The following is a 17,362-nucleotide window of genomic DNA, read 5'->3' on the forward strand; positions in this document are numbered from 1 at the left end:
TTCAGCTTGCGATATCCAGTCCCTCACGGGACATTCCCTTGAACTCCGGCATCAGCGAGATCAGCTTGCGGCTGTACTCATGCTCGGCATTGGTAAACAGTTTTTCGGTTTCCGCCACTTCCACCAGATGACCGTGGCGCATCACGCCGATGCGGTCACACATTTGGCGGATCACCGGCAGGTCATGGCTGATGAACAACATGGTCAGCCCCAACTCTTGTTGTAAATCTTTCAGCAGGTTCAGGATCTGCGCCTGTACTGACACATCCAGCGCCGAGGTCGGCTCATCACAGATCAGAAAACGTGGACGGGTAGCCAAGGCGCGGGCAATCGAGATCCGCTGGCGTTGACCGCCAGAAAACTCATGTGGGTATTTCACCCCCGCATTGCGGCCTAAGCCTACGTGATCGAGCAAATCCCCAACAATCTGCTCAATTTGGCGCTCAGAGCTGGCCAATCGGTGAAAGCGAATTGGCTCGGCGATGATGTCACGCACCTTCATGCGCGGGTTCATCGAAGAGTAGGGGTTTTGGAACACCATCTGCATTTGGCGGCGTAATGGGCGGCGTTGCTGCTCATTTTTCAGCGCGGTCAGATCAATCCCTTCAAAGACGATACGGCCATTATCAGGCGGATATAATCCGGTCACCGCGCGGGCGATAGTGGATTTTCCTGACCCGGATTCGCCCACCAGACCAAACGTTTCCCCTTCGAAAATCTCGAAGCTGATATCACTACAGGCCTGCACATATTCGCGCCGCGATGGGAAAAACGAATCTTTGGTGACGAATTTCAGATTCACGTGCTCAACGCGCAGCAGGGCGCCTTCATAAGCGCGCTGATCTTGGCTTTGGCCAAGCCAGTGGGTTTTCAGATCAATGTGCGTATCTGGCGTGCCAGCATCTTCGATATACGAAACCAGTGGGAAGCGCACCAGTTTGACGTCAGAGCGCGGCACCGCCGAAATCAGGCTACGTGTATACGGGTGCGATGGCGTGCCCAGCACTTGGGTAGTTGTGCCGAACTCCACCAGATCGCCGCGGTACATGACTGCCACTTTATCGGTGATATTGGCCACCACGCCCATGTCGTGGGTTACCAGCATGCAGCCGACTTGCCGCTCTTTGCACAAGCGGCGGATCAGTTGCAGGATTTGATCCTGAATCGACACATCCAGCGCCGTGGTTGGCTCATCGGCAATAATCAGCTCTGGATCGCCGGACAGCGCGATCGCAATCACCACCCGCTGGCGCATCCCGCCGGAAAATTGGTGTGGATACTGCTTGATACGCAGCTCCGGCTGCGGAATCCCCACGGCTTGCATCAGCTCCAGTGCTTTGGCCAGCGCTTGCTGATGATTGAGCGAGGTATTGGCTAATATGGTTTCCACCAGTTGCTGCTCTACCGTGAACAGCGGATTGAGCGATGTCATCGGGTCTTGAAAGATAAAACCGATGTGCGAGCCGCGGATCGCCTGCATCTCTTTTTGTGTTTTGCCAGAAATCAGCTCGCCGTTCAGATAGATATCCCCCCGAGCAATGTGGCCGGGTGGGCTGAGCAAATCGATAACAGCATTACCAATGGTGGATTTACCGGCGCCGGATTCTCCGACTACGCCGACGATTTCCCCTTTTTCAATGGAGAATGAGAGATCCTTAACAGCGGCGTGTACCCCGTAGCGGGACGGGTACTCGATCCGCAGGTTCTTTACTTCGAGCAAGGACATGGTTACCTCTGCGGGGGACATCCGTCCCTGACAAATTCATCCGTAAACTGACCACAGATGCCGGTTATTAGCAGGCTTTAACAGGCTCACTTCCTGTGAAAGACAAACCAGCGATCCGCGCGGGTTTTTTGCATTTTTTTGGAATAACCCGCCTGTAACGTAAACTGTTTGCCGTAGGCTGTAAATGATGCTCTGATACAATTCATCAACAGTTAGTGTGATTTAACTCACTTCAACTAGTCGAAAATGTGATTCATAGCAGCATGAATAGTTAAAAACACCAATAAAATTCTGTTTACCAAAGATGTGATTCAACATTTAATCAACAAGCAGCAGCTCGCGTTTTTTTACTACCAGAGGAATTTGTTGCACTAACAGTGAATTTTTATGCATACCAGATCTTCGGTAGCACAATCCTCGATAGAACAAATAATCAACAGAAAAATACGGGGAAGATGAAAGCAGAGGGCAAGCTGAACAGAAGATGAATAGTTCCCTCATTTCCGATTAAGTAGTAAAGGGGTTTACTCTGATAATCCGAACAGGCCCGCGGTATTGTTTTGCGTAGTAAATTGCGCTGTGTGGGCTTTTTTGCGGTCAATCAACGGCAGCGTCAGTGACTCTGATACACTGCCGACAGTCCAACACTCTAGCTAAGTAGACAGGTTGTGTTATGAACAGGATTGGGCGGTGGTGTGCCGTCACTTTGACAGTGCTAATGATGACGGGGTTTGTGGCCAGCCAAACCGGCGCCGATCCGCTCCCCGAGTTAGAGCTGGATGATGACGTGCAGGATACGGCGCTGGCGGCAACCCAAGCCGGACTGATTCAGCCATATAGCCTGTTATTACAGCAGGTTGAGCGTGATCTGAATGGCCGGATCATCGAAGTGGAGTTGGATGAGGATGACGGCGTTTGGGAGTACGAGCTAAAGCTGCTGGGGGCGGCCAACAACGTCATCAAGGTCAAATACAATGCCACCACGCTGAAAATTCTCAAAATTAAAGGCCATGATCTGGATAGCGTATTGCGTCATGGCGTGGATTTGAGTCAACTGGACGATTAGCAATATCCGAGTTGCAGAGTATTGTTGCTTATGGCACTCAGTGGCTAATACCACAATCAAACACTCAGTTAAAAACCGTTCAGAATCAGTAAAATAACAATAAATGCACCAGAGCCAACGGACAGCCAGATGAAAGCCCTAATTGTTGAAGACGACACCTTACTGGCGCGCCAGATAGAAACGGCGCTAGAGCAGCAACAGTGGATTTGCGACATTGCCCGCGATGGCATTGACGCCTTATACCGCGCCACCAGTGAAAACTGGGATGTGATTGTGCTGGATTTGGGCCTGCCTAAGCTCGATGGGCTGACGGTGCTGCGCAGTTTGCGTCAAGAGGGCAATACCACGCCGGTGATTATTCTCAGCGCCCGTGGCGAGTTGCATCAGCGCATTGAAGGGCTCAATGCGGGCGCGGATGATTACCTGACCAAGCCGTTCGAGATGGCTGAATTATTGGCTCGGCTGTCGGTGCAATTGCGCCGCTCTTCTGGGCAAGCTGCGCCACAAGTGCAGGCGGGCGATTTAACGCTGGATTTGAGCGCCGCACGGGTGTTCTGGCAAGGTCAGCCGATTGAGCTGACATCGCTTGAGTACAAAGTGCTGGTGTACCTGATGCAAAATAAAGGTCGGGTGATTTCGCGCACCGAGCTGGTGGAAAGTATCTATCGGCAGGATTTTGATCGCGACTCCAACACGGTAGAAGTGTTTATTGGTCGTATCCGGCGTAAAACTGACAGCCGAATTATTCAAACCGTGCGCGGCTTAGGATATCGGATCAATGCAGATTGATCGCTTTAGCCTGCGTCAGCGGGTACTCGGTGCGACCATGGGCTGGCTGCTACTGGTGTTGGTCAGTGCGGGTATGGTGGTGCCGGAGATTTTGCGCCACTATTTGCAGCAAGAAGCCAGTCGGTCGATGCGGTTGTATCTGGATGAGCTCAGTGCGCGGCTGGAAGTGAACAGCCAAGGCGTGCCGGAAGTTAGCGGTTTACTGAGCGACCCGCGTTTTCGTCAGCCTTACAGCGGGTTGTACTGGCAAGTTACATCACCGGCTGGGGTGCTGCGCTCGCGCTCGTTGTGGGATAGCGGCATGCAGGAAAGCGAAGGGCAGTGGACCGGCCCCAAAGCGCAGCCTCTGCTACGTGTCAGTCGAGCGTTGACCTTACCAGATTACCCGCATCCCTTAACGTTGGTGATCGCCCAAAGCGAAGTGCCGTTACACCAAACCTTGGCGCGGTTAACGCATCTGTTTTGGGGCATTTTAGCCGTTACTGGGATGGGGATCTTGGCCATTATCGGCGTGTTGATTGGTTGGTCGCTCAAACCGTTACGCCGCGTGCAACAGCAACTGACGCAAGTGCGGCAAGGTCATCAAACCCAGCTAGAAGGCGCGTTACCCAAAGAGTTAGCCCCATTGGCGGCGGATCTGAATGCGCTGCTGTTTCACTATGGCGAGTTGCTAAATCGCGCCCGTCATCATACCGGTAATCTAGCCCATGCATTGAAAACTCCGCTGGCGGTGCTGAATAACCAGATAGCGCTGTTACCGCCCGCGGAACAAGCGCAGTTACAAGCCCCTCTTAAACAGCTACGTGAGCAGATTGAAAGTCATTTGGCGCGTGCACGCATCGCTGGGGCTAGCAATATTTTGGCGGTGCGCTGTCAGCCGGCACTGCGCGTCGATCGCATTGCACTGGCGATGTCGAAAGTGTATGCCGCCCGTGACGTTGAGCTGATTAACGAGCTCGACAGTGAATTGCAGCTGGCGGTATCAGAAGATGATTTTGATGAGATGGCCGGAAACTTGATTGAAAATAGTTTCAAGTGGGCCACCTCGCTGATCCGGGTTCATCTGCAAGCGTCCAACGATACCAGCGCACAGAGCGCCATGCTGACGCTGCTGATTGACGATGATGGCTGCGGCATTGCCGATGCGGATCGGGAGCGGGTATTACAGCGTGGCGTGCGTTTGGATGAAACCACCCCGGGGAGCGGATTAGGGCTGAATATCGCTTATGAGATGGCCCTGTCGTATCGCGGTGATTTGCGTTTGCAGCCTTCCCCATTGGGCGGTTTACGGGCTGAGTTAACGCTGCCTGCAGTGAGGCGATAGTGAGACGATAATGAGGCGATAAGTTCGTGAATCAGTTCGGCAGTAAGAGTGGAAATCAGAGCCTATCGCGATAGGGATAGGCTCTCGGTCAGAATTATTCCAACATGCCACGCGCCGGATGGCGGTTTTCATTTTTCATCTGCCACAGCATCCAGATACACAATAAGGTGCTGCATGCCGGCAAGGCCATCCAGACGCCATTTACGCCCCACCAACGCGCAAAGACAAACAGGAAACCACCAATCAGCAGGAGTTTACCGCCAGTTAGGGTAGAGGCTATTACCGGTTTATTGACCGATTGGAAATAGGTCGCGCCCACCAGCAGCAAACCTTCCATCGGTAGCCCCCAGAAATAGCGATAAATCCCGTTAACGGCTTCTTTGGTCAGCCCCGGATTGTCACCGGCAAACATGAAGGCCACATACTGCGGAAACAGATACAGCGCGATCATGCCGCTAATACCCAGTCCTGCGGTGATGCCAAGCCCTAAATTACGAATTTTACGCACTCGCTCTTCAAGACCGGCTCCCGCGTTAAAGCTGGTGATGGGCTGAATGCCCAAGGCAATCCCTTCAAAAATCAGATAGAAAAACGCCTCGGCATAGCTGACGATTCCGTAAGCGGCCACATGCAGCGCACTTCCCACGCTCATAAAGGCTTTGTTGTGAAAGGCCAATACTACCGACAGATAGAGATACATCAGCAAACTCGAGGTACCCAATCGCAGGATTTGCAGCAGTAGTGTCAACTTTGGCCGCAGCGCCGCCCATGTCAGGCGCAATTGACTGCGACGCGAGCAAAAGTGCGACAGGCACAAACCGCCGGTGACCACTTGCGACAGCATGGTTGCCAGACCTACGCCGGCAAGCCCCATTGGAAATACCGCCAAAAACAGGTAATCCATGATCACGTTCAGGGTGCCGCCCAGCACCATGATGTAGGTGACGCGCTTAGGCTGGCCGTCATTACGCAGTAGCGCGGAAAAACTCATCGACAATAACGCGGCGCTACCCAGCATAAAATACCAGCGTAGATACTCCATGCCCGCGCTATAAATCTCACCCTCGGCACCCAGCCAGCGCAGCATATGGCCGCCATACAGCAAGCCCACCGAGCCGATAATCAGCGCGGCCAAAATCACCAGCAGCAGGGCATTCCCGACAATCCCACGGGCGCTTTGCAGATCACCGCGCCCCATATTCAGGGAAACCAGCGAAGAGGCGCCCATACCAATCATCGCGCCCACGGCGTACAGTACCGAGCCGACTGGATAGGCCAGCATCACTCCAGCCAGCCCTTGCTCACCAAGAAAATGGCCGACAAAAATACCGTCAATGGTGACGTAAATGCCGCTGATCACCATCGCAGTAATGGTCGGAATGGTATAGCGCCAGAACAGGCTCAGCAGCGGCGCAGTGGCCAGTGAGGTATCCTGGATTTCGGTTACGGAACTGTTGGTGGTCATGGGGGAACTCATCGAGATAATCGGCGCAAACAATTGCCTACACCGGCAGAGAATAACAAATTCTCATCATAAGTCGCTAAATAAGCGCGTAAAAAAATCGAATCGGTTCAGAATAAAGCGCTGTGGGCTTGCGGTGACAACAAAAAAGTGATCTGTCAGTAAATTAGGAAAAAAGCCGCAGGTAACACGCTGTGATCCACCAAGGCGCACGGTATGATGTCAACACTGTGATATCTCACAGGAAAACCGATTTATTGTTAAACGGATTCAATATTGACCTGACTCTGGGGTAATCACATGTTTGGCCGTCTTACCGCACCGCAGGTTCGACTGTGCAGCGAGCGACTGATTGTGCGACTGGCACAGGAAAAAGATGCGGCGAAAATTGCCGATTACTACACCCTGAATCGGGCGTATCTCAAGCCGTGGGAGCCAGCCAGGGATGAAAGCCATTTTCGCCCTTCGGGCTGGGAGATGCGTCTGTCATTGATCACGCAGTTGCATCGTCAGGGCAATGCGTTTTGTTTTATTTTGCTCGATCCACAAGAAAGCGAAGTGTTGGGGATTGCCAATTACAGTAACGTGGTGCGCGGCGTATTTCACGCGTGCTATCTGGGGTATTCGCTGGGCGAGCTGCATGTGGGCAAGGGGCTGATGTATGAAGCCTTGTGTCAAACCAATCGCTATATTTTTGAACAGCAACATCTGCACCGGATCATGGCCAACTACATGCCACATAATCAGCGCAGTGGTAACCTTTTGAAACGGCTTGGATTTGAGCGTGAAGGCTTTGCGCGCGATTATCTACTGATTGACGGTCAATGGCAGGATCATGTGCTGACGGCGCTGTGCAATCCACGTTGGCGTGCGCCAGAGCGTGCGTGACATGATTTCGCGACAACAAGCAACACTAGGGAACAAGAGAGGGTAACGTGAAAATCCAACTGACGGTAAAAGAAGCTCGGGTTATCGGCTGCTTGCTGGAAAAGCAAATCACCACCCCAGAGCAGTATCCGCTGTCACTGAACAGTCTGACTACCGCCTGCAACCAAAAAACGAACCGTGAGCCGGTGGTGGAGTGGAGCGAAGCCGATGTGCAGGATACGGTGGATGCGTTACTGAAAAAACGCTTACTGCGTGATTTGTCCGGTTTTGGCAATCGGGTCGTGAAGTACGAACACCGTTTTTGTAATTCAGAGTTCGGTAACCTGAAGCTCTCGGCGCAGGAGTTAGCGCTGGTGTGCGTATTGTTGCTGCGCGGCCCGCAAACAGCCGGTGAACTGCGTACCCGTACGGCCCGTTTGGCCGAATTTAGTGATGTGCAGCAAGTCGAAGCGGTGTTAGAAAAGCTGGCGGCACGTGATGATGGCCCGTTTGTGATGCGTTTGGCGCGTGAGCCTGGGAAGCGTGAATGTCGCTATGCGCAGTTGTTTTGTACCGATGACTCCTTAACCGCTGACAGTGCAGAATCTACCGCCACGGCTGACGCGTTGGGCGATCCGGTACGCGTGGCGGAGCAAGAGGGCCGCATTCAGGCGTTGGAAGATGAAGTGGCCGCCCTGCGCGAACAATTGGCTGCATTAGACGCGCGTTTAAGTGCGCTGGAATAAGCCACTGATTTATATCCGATGTATAAAAAGCACCGCTAAAAACGCACTAATAAAAAAAACCACCCCGCAGGGTGGTTTTTTATGCGTGCTATCCAAACGGATGTTCGACTTACATACGGTCGACAGTTTGGATACCCAGCAGATCAAGACCTTGTTTCAGGGTCTTCGCGGTCAGCAACGACAGCTTCAGACGGCTGTTACGCACATCTTGATCATCGCTGTTCAGGATTGGGCACGCTTCGTAGAAGCTAGAGAACAGACCGGCCAGCTCATACAGGTAAGCACACATCAGGTGTGGTTCACCTTCACGTACAACGCTGTATACCGCTTCTTCGAATTGCATCAGCTTGGTTGCCAGTGCTTTTTCGCGGTCATCGGTCAGCACAATCTTACCGGTCAGCTGTGATTCATCCACACCGGCACGCTTGAAGATAGACGCAACACGGGTATAGGCATACTGCATGTAAGGGGCAGTGTTACCCTCAAAGCTCAGCATGTTTTCCCAGTCGAAGATGTAGTCTGTGGTCCGGTTTTTGGACAGGTCAGAATACTTCACGGAGCCCATCGCGACAGCGTTAACTACCGCCGCGCGCTCTTCGTCGCTCAGATCTGGGTTCTTGTCAGCAATCAGCTTCTCAGCACGTTCGGTAGCTTCATCCAGCAGTTCAGCCAGTTTCACGGTACCGCCAGAACGGGTCTTGAACGGACGACCGTCTTTACCCAGCATCATACCGAAAGCGCAGTGCTCCAGCGTCATCTCTTCTGGGATATAACCGGCTTTACGTACGATCGCCCACGCTTGCATCAGGTGCTGATGCTGACGGGAGTCGATGAAGTACAGAACACGGTTCGCTTTGAAGTTGTCCCAACGGTACTTGGCACAGGCGATATCGGTGGTGGTGTACAGGTAGCCGCCATCGCTCTTTTGCACGATAACGCCCATGGCTTCGCCATCTTTGTTCTTGAACTCGTCAAGATACACGACCTGCGCGCCTTCACTTTCTACAGCCAGACCACGTGCTTTCAGATCGTTAACGATCTCAGGCAGCATTGGGTTGTACAGGCTTTCGCCCATCACGTCTTTGCTCTTCAGGCTGACGTTCAGACGATCGTAGATGCGCTGGTTTTGCTCCATGGTGATGTCAACCAGCTTACGCCACATGCTCAGGCAGTATGGGTCGCCACCTTGCAGTTTTACTACGTAGCCACGAGCGCGAACCGCAAACTCTTCGTCTTCGTCGTAGCATTTTTTCGCTTCGCGGTAGAAGCCTTCAGCATCAGACAGGGCTAAGTCAGCATTCTCGTCGTTCTGGATTTTTTCCAGATAAGCAATCAGCATCCCGAACTGCGTACCCCAGTCACCCAGGTGGTTGGCACGGATAACATTGTTACCCAGAAACTCCAGAGTACGCACCACGGCATCACCAATAACGGTGGAACGAATGTGGTGAACGGCCATCTCTTTGGCCACGTTTGGTGCAGAGTAGTCCACCACAATGGTCTGAGCCGGTAAGGTTGGCGATACGTTCAGCTTGCTGTCAGACAGCGCTGCTTCCGCTTGTTCGGCAACCCACTGCGGATTCAGGAAAATGTTGATAAAGCCGGGACCGGCGATTTCGGTTTTGCTGGCGATAGCACCCAGATCCAGATGCTCAAGCACTTTCTCCGCCAGTTGTCGCGGAGCCATGCCCAATCGCTTAGCAGCAGCCATCACGCCATTTGCCTGATAGTCACCGAACTGCGCTTTTGCAGACTGACGAACCATAGCGTCGCAATCTGCAGGAGCACCCGCTGCGATCAGCGCTTGGCTGACCTTGTCGGAAATAAGAGCCTGAATATTCACCTGATTACCTTTAATCTAATTATTGTGCACAGAGACGAATAGCGATGAAATCATGGCCATTGCCAAGCCTTATGCAGAAAGAATAATGCGTGAAACCGTGCACAGAGATAAATGTACTGAGTATCATACCTGTGCGGCAGATTCATGAAAACCCCACAAGCAGCGCGAACGCGCATGTGATGATGTTTTGAGGATAAAAGATGTCAACCCCCATTGCATGGATTAATGAGTTAACAGATCTTTCTGACAGCCTGACTGATTTTGCGGAGGAGATCACTCTTTTTGCGCAACAGCTTGGCATCTCAGTCGAAGATTATCAGGCAGATCATATTGCTGTGCGTTGTAACAGTGTGGCAACCGCCGATCGCTGGCGTAACGGTTTTTTACGTTTTGCTGATTTGTTGTCAGAAAAACAGATTAATGGCCGACCTATCTGCTTGTTTTCCCTGCATGAACCTTTGCAGGTTGGCCCATGGCAGATTGATTGCATCGAACTGCCGTATCCGAGCAACAAGCACTATGCGCGCGAAGGGTGGGAGCATCTGGAGCTGGTGGTGCCAAGTAGCGCACAAACTATCCCTGAGTTAGAACAGGCGATACAAGAAACCCTGCCTTCGCTGACGGCAGTGATGGCCGATCCTGCCGCCCACGGCGTGCGCTATAAAGCCAGTTCACCGCAAGCCGAAGATGAACAATTGGCTAACCCAACCTTGGCATTTAGCCGTGAGCATCTGACGCTGAAAATCCATCCATTATCGATTCGCGCGGTGATTGAAAACAAAAAAACAAGCTTTGTGACAAATTAGTCATCGCTTTTCTGAGTGCTGCTTGCCACCGTATCCACAGTAAATTTTTCTTATTTTTGCCGGTGTCGATAGTCAGGTACCGGCGCAGTTTACTGAGGTAAAAGGCATGCGCTATTCACGATATTTCTCTTGCTCTGCGGTCGTTATGGGAATGCTGGCCCTGAGTGGTTGTGCCAATACAGATATGTATTCCGGCGATGTGTTCTCCGGTCAAGATGCCAAAATGGTGCAAAACATCAGCTATGGCACCATCATTTCGGTGCGTCCGGTGAAAATTCAGGGCGGTCAGCAAGGTCCAGGATTGGGCGCGATTGGTGGCGCGGTGATCGGCGGCTTGCTGGGCAGTGAAATTGGTGGTGGCGTAGGTCGCGATCTGGCGACTACCGCCGGTGCACTGGCTGGTGGCGTAATTGGTAATAACGTGGGTAATCTGGCTAACCAGACTAACGGTCTGGAGATGGTGATCCGCAAAAATGATGGCCAGCAAGTGGTGGTCGTACAGCAAGCTGCGCCGGGCTTTGTACCGGGTGCGCGCGTACAGCTAGTCGGTAACGGCGGTCAGGCTACCGTTTCGCTGATTGGTTCGTCTTACCCGTATGGCGCTTAAGTACTGAGCAAATTTCACACTTTTTCTGCCAAGAGCAGTCCGTTATGCGGACTGCTCTTTTTTCGTTTAGCACCCTTAATCGGTTTGATGTTGAGCCGCACGTAATCTCTCGTCTTGTTTAATGCCCAGTTAAGTTTACCCACTTATGATGTTCCGCTCGTCTTCGCTTGTCTTGCTGACCGAGTCGGTTGGCTGGAGAGGAAAGATGAGAAAAAACAGTACATCGACCCCTTTTCGTCAGTTGGTCACCTATACTGAGCAGGTGACGGTTGCATAGTGTTGTATTGATTCTGCCGAGAGTGTCGGGTTAGGCTTATCCTGTGTTGATTAAATATTCAGCAATAGGTGACACAGGGTTTTGTCGGATGTGCTTTGCTGAAAGTGAAGTCAAAACCGTTACCGGATCAGCCCAATTAGGGGCCACAGGTAAAGAATTTCACTGCAAACTACATCACTGGAAATTACAGTGAGTGATGCTATGGAGGTCGTATGGGTATGCGTTTAGGTGTTTTAGCGCTCATGGTAACTGCGCTGGCCGGTTGTGCGAACACCAGTACATTGTCGGGTGATGTGTACTCCAGCAGTCAAGCGAGAACCGCGCAATCAGTTCAGTTCGGCACCATTGTGTCGGTGCGTCCGGTGCGTATTCAGGCAGAAAGCTCGGGTATCGTCGGTGGTTTGGGTGGCGCTGTCGTCGGTGGCTTGCTGGGTAGTACTATTGGTGGCGGTACCGGTCAAGATATCGCGACTGCCGGTGGTGCGATTGCCGGTGCGGCGGTCGGTAAACGTATCGAAGACAGCATGAATCAGGTCGATGGTGTGGAGATGGAGATTCAGCGTGAAGATGGCAGTCGCATCGTCGTCGTACAGCGCGCCAATCCACGTTTTCAGCCGGGCGTGCGCGTCAGAATGGTGGGCAGCAACAGCAATATGACGGTTTCCCCACTGTAAGCGTATGCGCCTAAAGAATTTAGGTGCTGACTAGCAAACAAATCGCAAAAAGCCGCAGTTCATCACGCTATGGCCACTAATACCAATGATGGTGGCTTTGGGATGATGAAACTGCGGCTTTTTACTGCGGGCTATTTTGGCCCGCCGAGTGTAGCTATCTGATTTATAAGCTTTGCTCTGTTATAAACCTTGTACAGCGCTTGCCATGCGATCCAGCGCTTCACGCAGTAATGTGCGGCGACAACCAAAGTTTAACCGCACAAAACGGTCATTACCGAAATCGGTGCCCGGAGAGAGGCCGACGCCCGCTTGTTCAAAAAAGCGATGTGGGTTTTCTACCGGTAGCGCACTGCAATCAATCCATGCAAGATAAGTCGCTTCAGTATGCGCCATCTGCAAGCCCGGGATCTGCGCAATCTGACTTTCCACCAGATCACGGTTCGCGCGCAAATAGTCTAGCTGTGCCTGTAACCAGGGTTCGCCTTGGGTGTAGGCCGCTTCTGCCGCGACATACGCCAGAATATCAACCCCCGGCACAATGCCGGCGCGAGTGCGGACAAATTCGCGACGCAAACGCTCATTCGGGATAATCGCGATTGACGCACCGAGTCCAGCGATATTAAAGGTCTTCGACGGTGCCATCAGCGTAATGCTACGTTGCTCGGTATCGGCATCCAATGAGGCGATCGGAATATGCGGGTGTGCATCGAGCAGCAGATCGCAGTGGATTTCATCGCTGCAGATAATCAGATTGTGCTCACGGGCAAACTCGGCTTGTGCCAGCAACTCTTCACGGCGATAAATAGTGCCGCCCGGATTTTGCGGATTGCACAGCAGCAGCAGTTTTTCATTGCCCTGTAGCTGCGCTTTTGCGGCCGCCAGATCCAGAACCCAACGTCCACTTTGTAGCGTCACCGGTGCGGCTAACTGCTCAATACCAGCAAAAGCGGAGGATTTGGCAAAAGGCGGATAAATAGGGCTTGGTGCAATGGTGCGATCTCCGGCCTGGGTGTAGGCACGCACCGCCAAATTCAGCCCACACACTAGCCCTGGCAAAAAGACCAACCATTCCGGCTGGATGCGCCAGTTATAGCGCTCTTGCATCCGCGCCACAAAGGCATCAATCAACGTCGGTGACGCGCCATAGCCATAACCAAACACACCATGCGCCACGCGCGCTTGTAGCGCGTCAATGACGGCTGGCGGTGAGCGAAAATCGGTGTCCGCGACCCACATCGGCAAAATATCGCGGTTGGCATATTTGTGCCATTTTTCGCTGTCGCTATTGGCGCGCGCGATCTCTTCATCGAAATTAAACAGTGCTGTATGTTCCTGTGTTGCGTACATCGGGGCTCCTTGCCGGTGACCTGAACAAGACCGGAATACTTAGTAGAAAATCACCATACCAGCAGCCTGTTTAAATCGAAACACTATCGAAATAATATCGAACGAATAAAACCGGCTATCCAATCTCACACTGCGCATAAGTGGCCGCACCGAATACTCGCGCGCGATAGACGCGATAGAACAGTGAGCGACATGGGCATCTTTTACCGTTATTTTCTGTAGGGATAGTACGCTGCACCTACGAGAAAATAGCGCGGATGCGCGGCTGATCACGCACTGTCTTTTGTATTACTGCCGCTCGTTGAAAACGCTGGTATTCTCAAGGGATAGAGCAAAGGAGAACGTAAGATGCGACGCCTGTTGGAAATCAGTTGTTATAGCGTGAGCTGCGCCATCAAGGCACAGCAAGGGGGCGCAGATCGCGCCGAGCTGTGTGCCGGTCGTCTGGAAGGCGGCACAACGCCTGCCTATGGTTCGCTGGTGGCGGCCAGAGAGTTGCTGAGTATTCCGATATTTCCGATTTTGCGTCCACGCGGTGGTGATTTTTGTTATTCGCGCCAAGAGTTTGCCGAAATGAAATCGGATCTGGCACTGATGCGTGAGCTTGGTTTTCCGGGCGTGGTCACTGGCATGTTGACCGAAGATGGTCAGATTGATTTAGCGCGCATGCAAGAGATCATGGCACTGGCTGGGGACATGTCGGTCACTTTCCACCGTGCGTTCGATATGGGCGCCGATCCGATGCTGATGTTGCAGCAGCTTACCGATCTGGGGGTCGATCGCATTCTGACTTCTGGTCAGCGTGATACGGCGGAGCAGGGTTTACCGCTACTGGAAAAACTGCTGGCCGCCACCCAAGGCCCGATCATTTTACCGGGCTCCGGTATTCGCCTGAGCAATATGCAGCTGTTCTTGGACGCTGGCGCGACCGAATTGCACAGCTCAGCATCGCACGCTGTGCCATCTAACATGCGTTACCGTCAGCCCGGCGTGAGCATGAACCGAGATGGTGGGATGGACGAATATGCGCGCGTTGAGGTTGATGCGGCGGTGGTTACTCAGATGAAGGCGCTGATGCGGGATACAGCGCATGATCCGCTTGCGTAATTAAGCTCGCCAGTGCCCGGGCTCCCGGGCCGGTTTGCTCGCCGCGCGGTAACATCATTTGCGCGGTTAAACGCCGTTCACCACCAAACTGCACCGGTAAGCGGTGCAGTCGTCCAGCCGCCAGATCGTCGGCCACCAGATGATCCGGCAGCCATGCAAAGCCCATCCCTTCGAGCAATAGACTGCGCGCTTCGTAAAAGTGGCTGACACTCCAGCGTTGTCCGGCTTTCAGCCAGCCGATTTCCATGGTTGGTTGCTGGGCATTATCCATAATCACAATCTGCAGATGCCCGACCAGATCTTGCTCGGTCAGTGCGCTGAGTTCTGTCAGCGGATGTTGTGGATGACAATATGGATGCAGTGAAATCCCACACAGCGGGGCACTGAGAAAACCGGTCGGGACGTGCGGGGTGATCACCAGATCCCAGCCATCACGAATGGCTTCTTGGGTGGCAGTCAGAATAGTTTCTTTGAGGATCACGCGGCTACCACGACTTTGCGGATAAAACTGCGCAATGGCTTGATACAGCGGTGCCCGCGGATAGATAGCTTCTACCGCAACGCGGATCTCCGCTTCCCAGCCCTGATCCAAATTGGCCGCCAGTTCTTCGAGCGCCAAGATCTGGCCGGTCAGCTGACGGCTACGGTGCAGGATAATGCGTCCGGCATCGGTTAAGAACGCTTTGCGTCCACGCACTTCCAGCAATTGCACGCCGAGCATATCCTGCAGTTTGGTTACCGCATGGTTGAGCGACGATTGGCTTTTATTGAGCTTATCGGCCGCTTGGGCGTAACCGCCGCAATCCACGACGGCTTGAAACATCCGCCACTGCTCAAGGGTAGTTTTGGGTCTGGCTGACATAACTCTCTTTTTACTCCCTGTTCCCTGATAGCGTCCTTGCCAAGCACTGGCGGCGTACCGACACGCGATTAGCGGTTTTGGGCAATAATCACCGCGCGAGTAGGCGCTGGGTAGCCTTCAATGGTTTTGCTCGGATCCAGTGGGTCGAGGAAATCGGCTAAGGATTCGGTTACCATCCACTCGGTACGGCGCTGCTCATCCAGAGAGGTGATATCCACATCGACTACGCGCACATCGCTAAAGCCGCATTTCTCCAGCCATTTTACCAGCGCGGCAGCCGACGGAATAAAGTACACATTACGCATTTTGGCGTAACGTTCACCCGGTACCAGAACGGTATTTTCATCGCCAGGCACCACCAGCGTTTCTAGGATCAGCTCACCTTCGCTGTTCAGCTGTGATTTCAGCTGCAGCAGGTGATCGAGCGGTGAGCGGCGGTGATAAAGCACGCCCATCGAAAACACAGTATCGAACGCTTTGAGCTCTGGCAGCTGCTCAATGCCGAGCGGCAGCAGATTTGCCCGTGGGTCATTGCCCAGTAGCTTACGTACCGCTTCAAATTGGCACAAAAACAGCGGAGTAGGATCGATACCCACCACCATCTGCGCGCCTTCGCCGACCATTCGCCACATGTGATAGCCACTACCGCAGCCCACATCCAGCACAGTACGTCCAGCTAATGGGCTAATGTGCGGCAGCACGCGATCCCATTTCCAATCAGATCGCCATTCGGTATCGATGTGGATCCCGTGCAGATGGTACGGGCCTTTACGCCACGGCATCAGCTCTTTGAGGATATGGGTGATGCGCTTTTGCTCGCCTTCACTGATCCCCTCGGCGGTATTAGCCGCAACGGCGGTTTTCAGGTTCAGATCGGTCACCGCCAGCTCAGGCAAAAACTCCACAGACTTTTCCCAGCGTGGGAATGAGCCGTGATGGTTTTCTTTGCGCCATGTGGCCAGTTGCGCAGGCAACGTTTCTAACCAATGTGCCAATGGGCTTGCCGCGAGGCGGGCATAAAATGGGTTAAAGTCGATCATTTACGCCTGCTCCGATTTAATGGCTAGCATCGAACCAAAATTAAAACACTGGAACCACACTTCCGCATGTTCAAAACCTGCTTGTTGCAAGCGAGCTTTGTGCGTTTCTACGCTGTCGGTCAGCATCACGTTTTCCAGCGCACTGCGTTTTTGGCTGATTTCCAGTTCGCTATAGCCATTGGCACGTTTGAAATCTAAGTGCATATCAAACAGCAGATCGCCAATAGTTTGATCGGCAAACGAAAACTTCTCAGACAATACCAGCGCACCGCCCGGACGTAAGCCGGCGTAAATGCGGTTCAGCAAGGCTTGACGATCGTCTGGTGGTAAAAATTGCAGTGTAAAGTTCAGCACCACCATCGAGGCGTTTTCAATCTTCACCTGACGAATATCGCCTTCAATAATATCGACCGGCGTATCGGAGCGGAACGCGTCAATGTGGCGACGGCAACGCTCAATCATGGCTGCCGAGTTGTCCACCGCAATCAGGCGCACGCCTTCGACATCGATATTACGTCGCATCGACAGCGTCGCCGCGCCGAGAGAACAACCGAGATCAAAGGCCTGCGTATTGGGCTGGATAAAGCGTTTCGCCAACATACCGATCGTGGCAATGATATTGGAGTAGCCCGGTACGGAGCGCTGGATCATATCCGGGAAGACTTCGGCTACCCGTTCATCGAAAGAAAAATCGCCCAGTTGGGCAATTGGAGCTGAGAAAATGGTGTCGCGGTTAGACATGACAAACCTGAATATCAAATGAGGACGGCGTATTTTAGAGGATAGATGCAAAGCTGTCTTGTGTCTTACCGCCACAGA

The 17,362-nt window shown here is 52.9% G+C and carries 16 protein-coding genes; 9 read left to right on the forward strand and 7 right to left on the reverse strand.

Annotated elements, in window-relative coordinates:
- Position 1 precedes the first annotated feature (1 nt).
- Positions 2-1,726 carry a dipeptide ABC transporter ATP-binding protein gene (locus NCTC9997_RS05430; protein ID WP_039046179.1) on the reverse strand — a complete coding sequence of 575 codons (1,725 nt, stop codon included), beginning with the start codon at positions 1,724-1,726 and terminating at the stop codon, positions 2-4.
- A 721-nt stretch (positions 1,727-2,447) separates the two neighbouring features.
- Between NCTC9997_RS05430 and NCTC9997_RS05435 the strand changes: the two genes are divergently transcribed.
- From NCTC9997_RS05435 to NCTC9997_RS05445, 3 genes are all read left to right on the forward strand, one after another.
- Positions 2,448-2,792, forward strand: a complete 345-nt coding sequence (locus NCTC9997_RS05435; protein WP_197665243.1) for a PepSY domain-containing protein — start codon at positions 2,448-2,450, stop codon at positions 2,790-2,792.
- A gap of 129 nt (positions 2,793-2,921) precedes the next feature.
- On the forward strand, positions 2,922-3,581 hold the full coding sequence (locus tag NCTC9997_RS05440; RefSeq protein WP_064977525.1) for a response regulator transcription factor: 660 nt from the start codon (positions 2,922-2,924) through the stop codon (positions 3,579-3,581).
- Positions 3,571-4,905, forward strand: a complete 1,335-nt coding sequence (locus NCTC9997_RS05445) for a sensor histidine kinase (RefSeq protein ID WP_064977526.1) — start codon at positions 3,571-3,573, stop codon at positions 4,903-4,905. Before NCTC9997_RS05440 ends, NCTC9997_RS05445 begins: the two co-directional genes overlap by 11 nt.
- Before the next feature lie 94 nt (positions 4,906-4,999).
- Here the strand turns inward: NCTC9997_RS05445 and NCTC9997_RS05450 are convergent, their stop codons facing one another.
- Entirely contained in the window at positions 5,000-6,370 is a 1,371-nt protein-coding gene (locus NCTC9997_RS05450) for an MATE family efflux transporter (protein ID WP_167550124.1), read from the reverse strand.
- A 297-nt stretch (positions 6,371-6,667) separates the two neighbouring features.
- On the opposite strand from NCTC9997_RS05450, the gene rimJ reads away from it, so the two are divergent.
- Together rimJ and NCTC9997_RS05460 are read left to right on the forward strand one after the other, a co-directional pair.
- Positions 6,668-7,255 carry a ribosomal protein S5-alanine N-acetyltransferase gene (gene rimJ, locus NCTC9997_RS05455; RefSeq protein ID WP_064977527.1) on the forward strand — a complete coding sequence of 196 codons (588 nt, stop codon included), beginning with the start codon at positions 6,668-6,670 and terminating at the stop codon, positions 7,253-7,255.
- Between the two features lie 47 nt (positions 7,256-7,302).
- A complete protein-coding gene (locus NCTC9997_RS05460) occupies positions 7,303-7,980 on the forward strand; it encodes a YceH family protein (RefSeq protein WP_064977528.1) in 678 nt (225 codons plus the stop codon).
- A 109-nt stretch (positions 7,981-8,089) separates the two neighbouring features.
- Here NCTC9997_RS05460 and argS read toward each other — a convergent pair whose 3' ends face one another.
- Positions 8,090-9,823, reverse strand: a complete 1,734-nt coding sequence (gene argS / locus NCTC9997_RS05465) for an arginine--tRNA ligase (protein WP_010861947.1) — start codon at positions 9,821-9,823, stop codon at positions 8,090-8,092.
- A 200-nt stretch (positions 9,824-10,023) separates the two neighbouring features.
- Here argS and NCTC9997_RS05470 point away from each other — a divergent pair, with 200 nt between their 5' ends.
- The 3 genes from NCTC9997_RS05470 (at position 10,024) to NCTC9997_RS05480 (ending at position 12,187) form a co-directional block, all read left to right on the forward strand.
- Positions 10,024-10,629 carry a VOC family protein gene (locus NCTC9997_RS05470; RefSeq protein WP_064977529.1) on the forward strand — a complete coding sequence of 202 codons (606 nt, stop codon included), beginning with the start codon at positions 10,024-10,026 and terminating at the stop codon, positions 10,627-10,629.
- A 106-nt stretch (positions 10,630-10,735) separates the two neighbouring features.
- Positions 10,736-11,236, forward strand: a complete 501-nt coding sequence (locus NCTC9997_RS05475) for an outer membrane lipoprotein (protein WP_036768519.1) — start codon at positions 10,736-10,738, stop codon at positions 11,234-11,236.
- 489 nt (positions 11,237-11,725) lie between these two features.
- Complete coding sequence (locus tag NCTC9997_RS05480) at positions 11,726-12,187, forward strand: outer membrane lipoprotein (protein ID WP_010861944.1); 462 nt, start codon at positions 11,726-11,728, stop codon at positions 12,185-12,187.
- Between the two features lie 180 nt (positions 12,188-12,367).
- On the opposite strand, the gene NCTC9997_RS05485 is transcribed toward NCTC9997_RS05480, so the two are convergent.
- The gene (locus NCTC9997_RS05485; protein WP_064977530.1) at positions 12,368-13,534 is read right to left on the reverse strand and encodes a MalY/PatB family protein; all 1,167 of its coding nucleotides are present in this window, start codon (positions 13,532-13,534) and stop codon (positions 12,368-12,370) included.
- A 348-nt stretch (positions 13,535-13,882) separates the two neighbouring features.
- On the opposite strand from NCTC9997_RS05485, the gene cutC reads away from it, so the two are divergent.
- Positions 13,883-14,641: a copper homeostasis protein CutC gene (cutC, locus tag NCTC9997_RS05490; protein ID WP_064977531.1), complete on the forward strand. Its 759-nt coding sequence runs from the start codon at positions 13,883-13,885 to the stop codon at positions 14,639-14,641.
- On the opposite strand, the gene NCTC9997_RS05495 is transcribed toward cutC, so the two are convergent.
- The 3 genes from NCTC9997_RS05495 to cmoA form a co-directional block, all read right to left on the reverse strand.
- The gene (locus NCTC9997_RS05495) at positions 14,589-15,503 is read right to left on the reverse strand and encodes a LysR family transcriptional regulator (protein WP_036768517.1); all 915 of its coding nucleotides are present in this window, start codon (positions 15,501-15,503) and stop codon (positions 14,589-14,591) included. The two genes, cutC and NCTC9997_RS05495, sit on opposite strands and share 53 nt — an antisense overlap.
- Positions 15,504-15,571: 68 nt before the next feature.
- Positions 15,572-16,543 (reverse strand): tRNA 5-methoxyuridine(34)/uridine 5-oxyacetic acid(34) synthase CmoB, encoded by a 972-nt coding sequence (gene cmoB / locus NCTC9997_RS05500; protein WP_010861940.1) that lies wholly within the window; start codon positions 16,541-16,543, stop codon positions 15,572-15,574.
- Positions 16,544-17,284, reverse strand: coding sequence for a carboxy-S-adenosyl-L-methionine synthase CmoA (cmoA, locus tag NCTC9997_RS05505; protein ID WP_039046187.1), 741 nt, complete (start codon positions 17,282-17,284; stop codon positions 16,544-16,546). It abuts the gene before it with no gap.
- Between the last annotated feature and the right edge of the window lie 78 nt (positions 17,285-17,362).

Source organism: Plesiomonas shigelloides (assembly GCF_900087055.1).
GTDB lineage: Bacteria > Pseudomonadota > Gammaproteobacteria > Enterobacterales > CAMTGL01 > Plesiomonas > Plesiomonas shigelloides.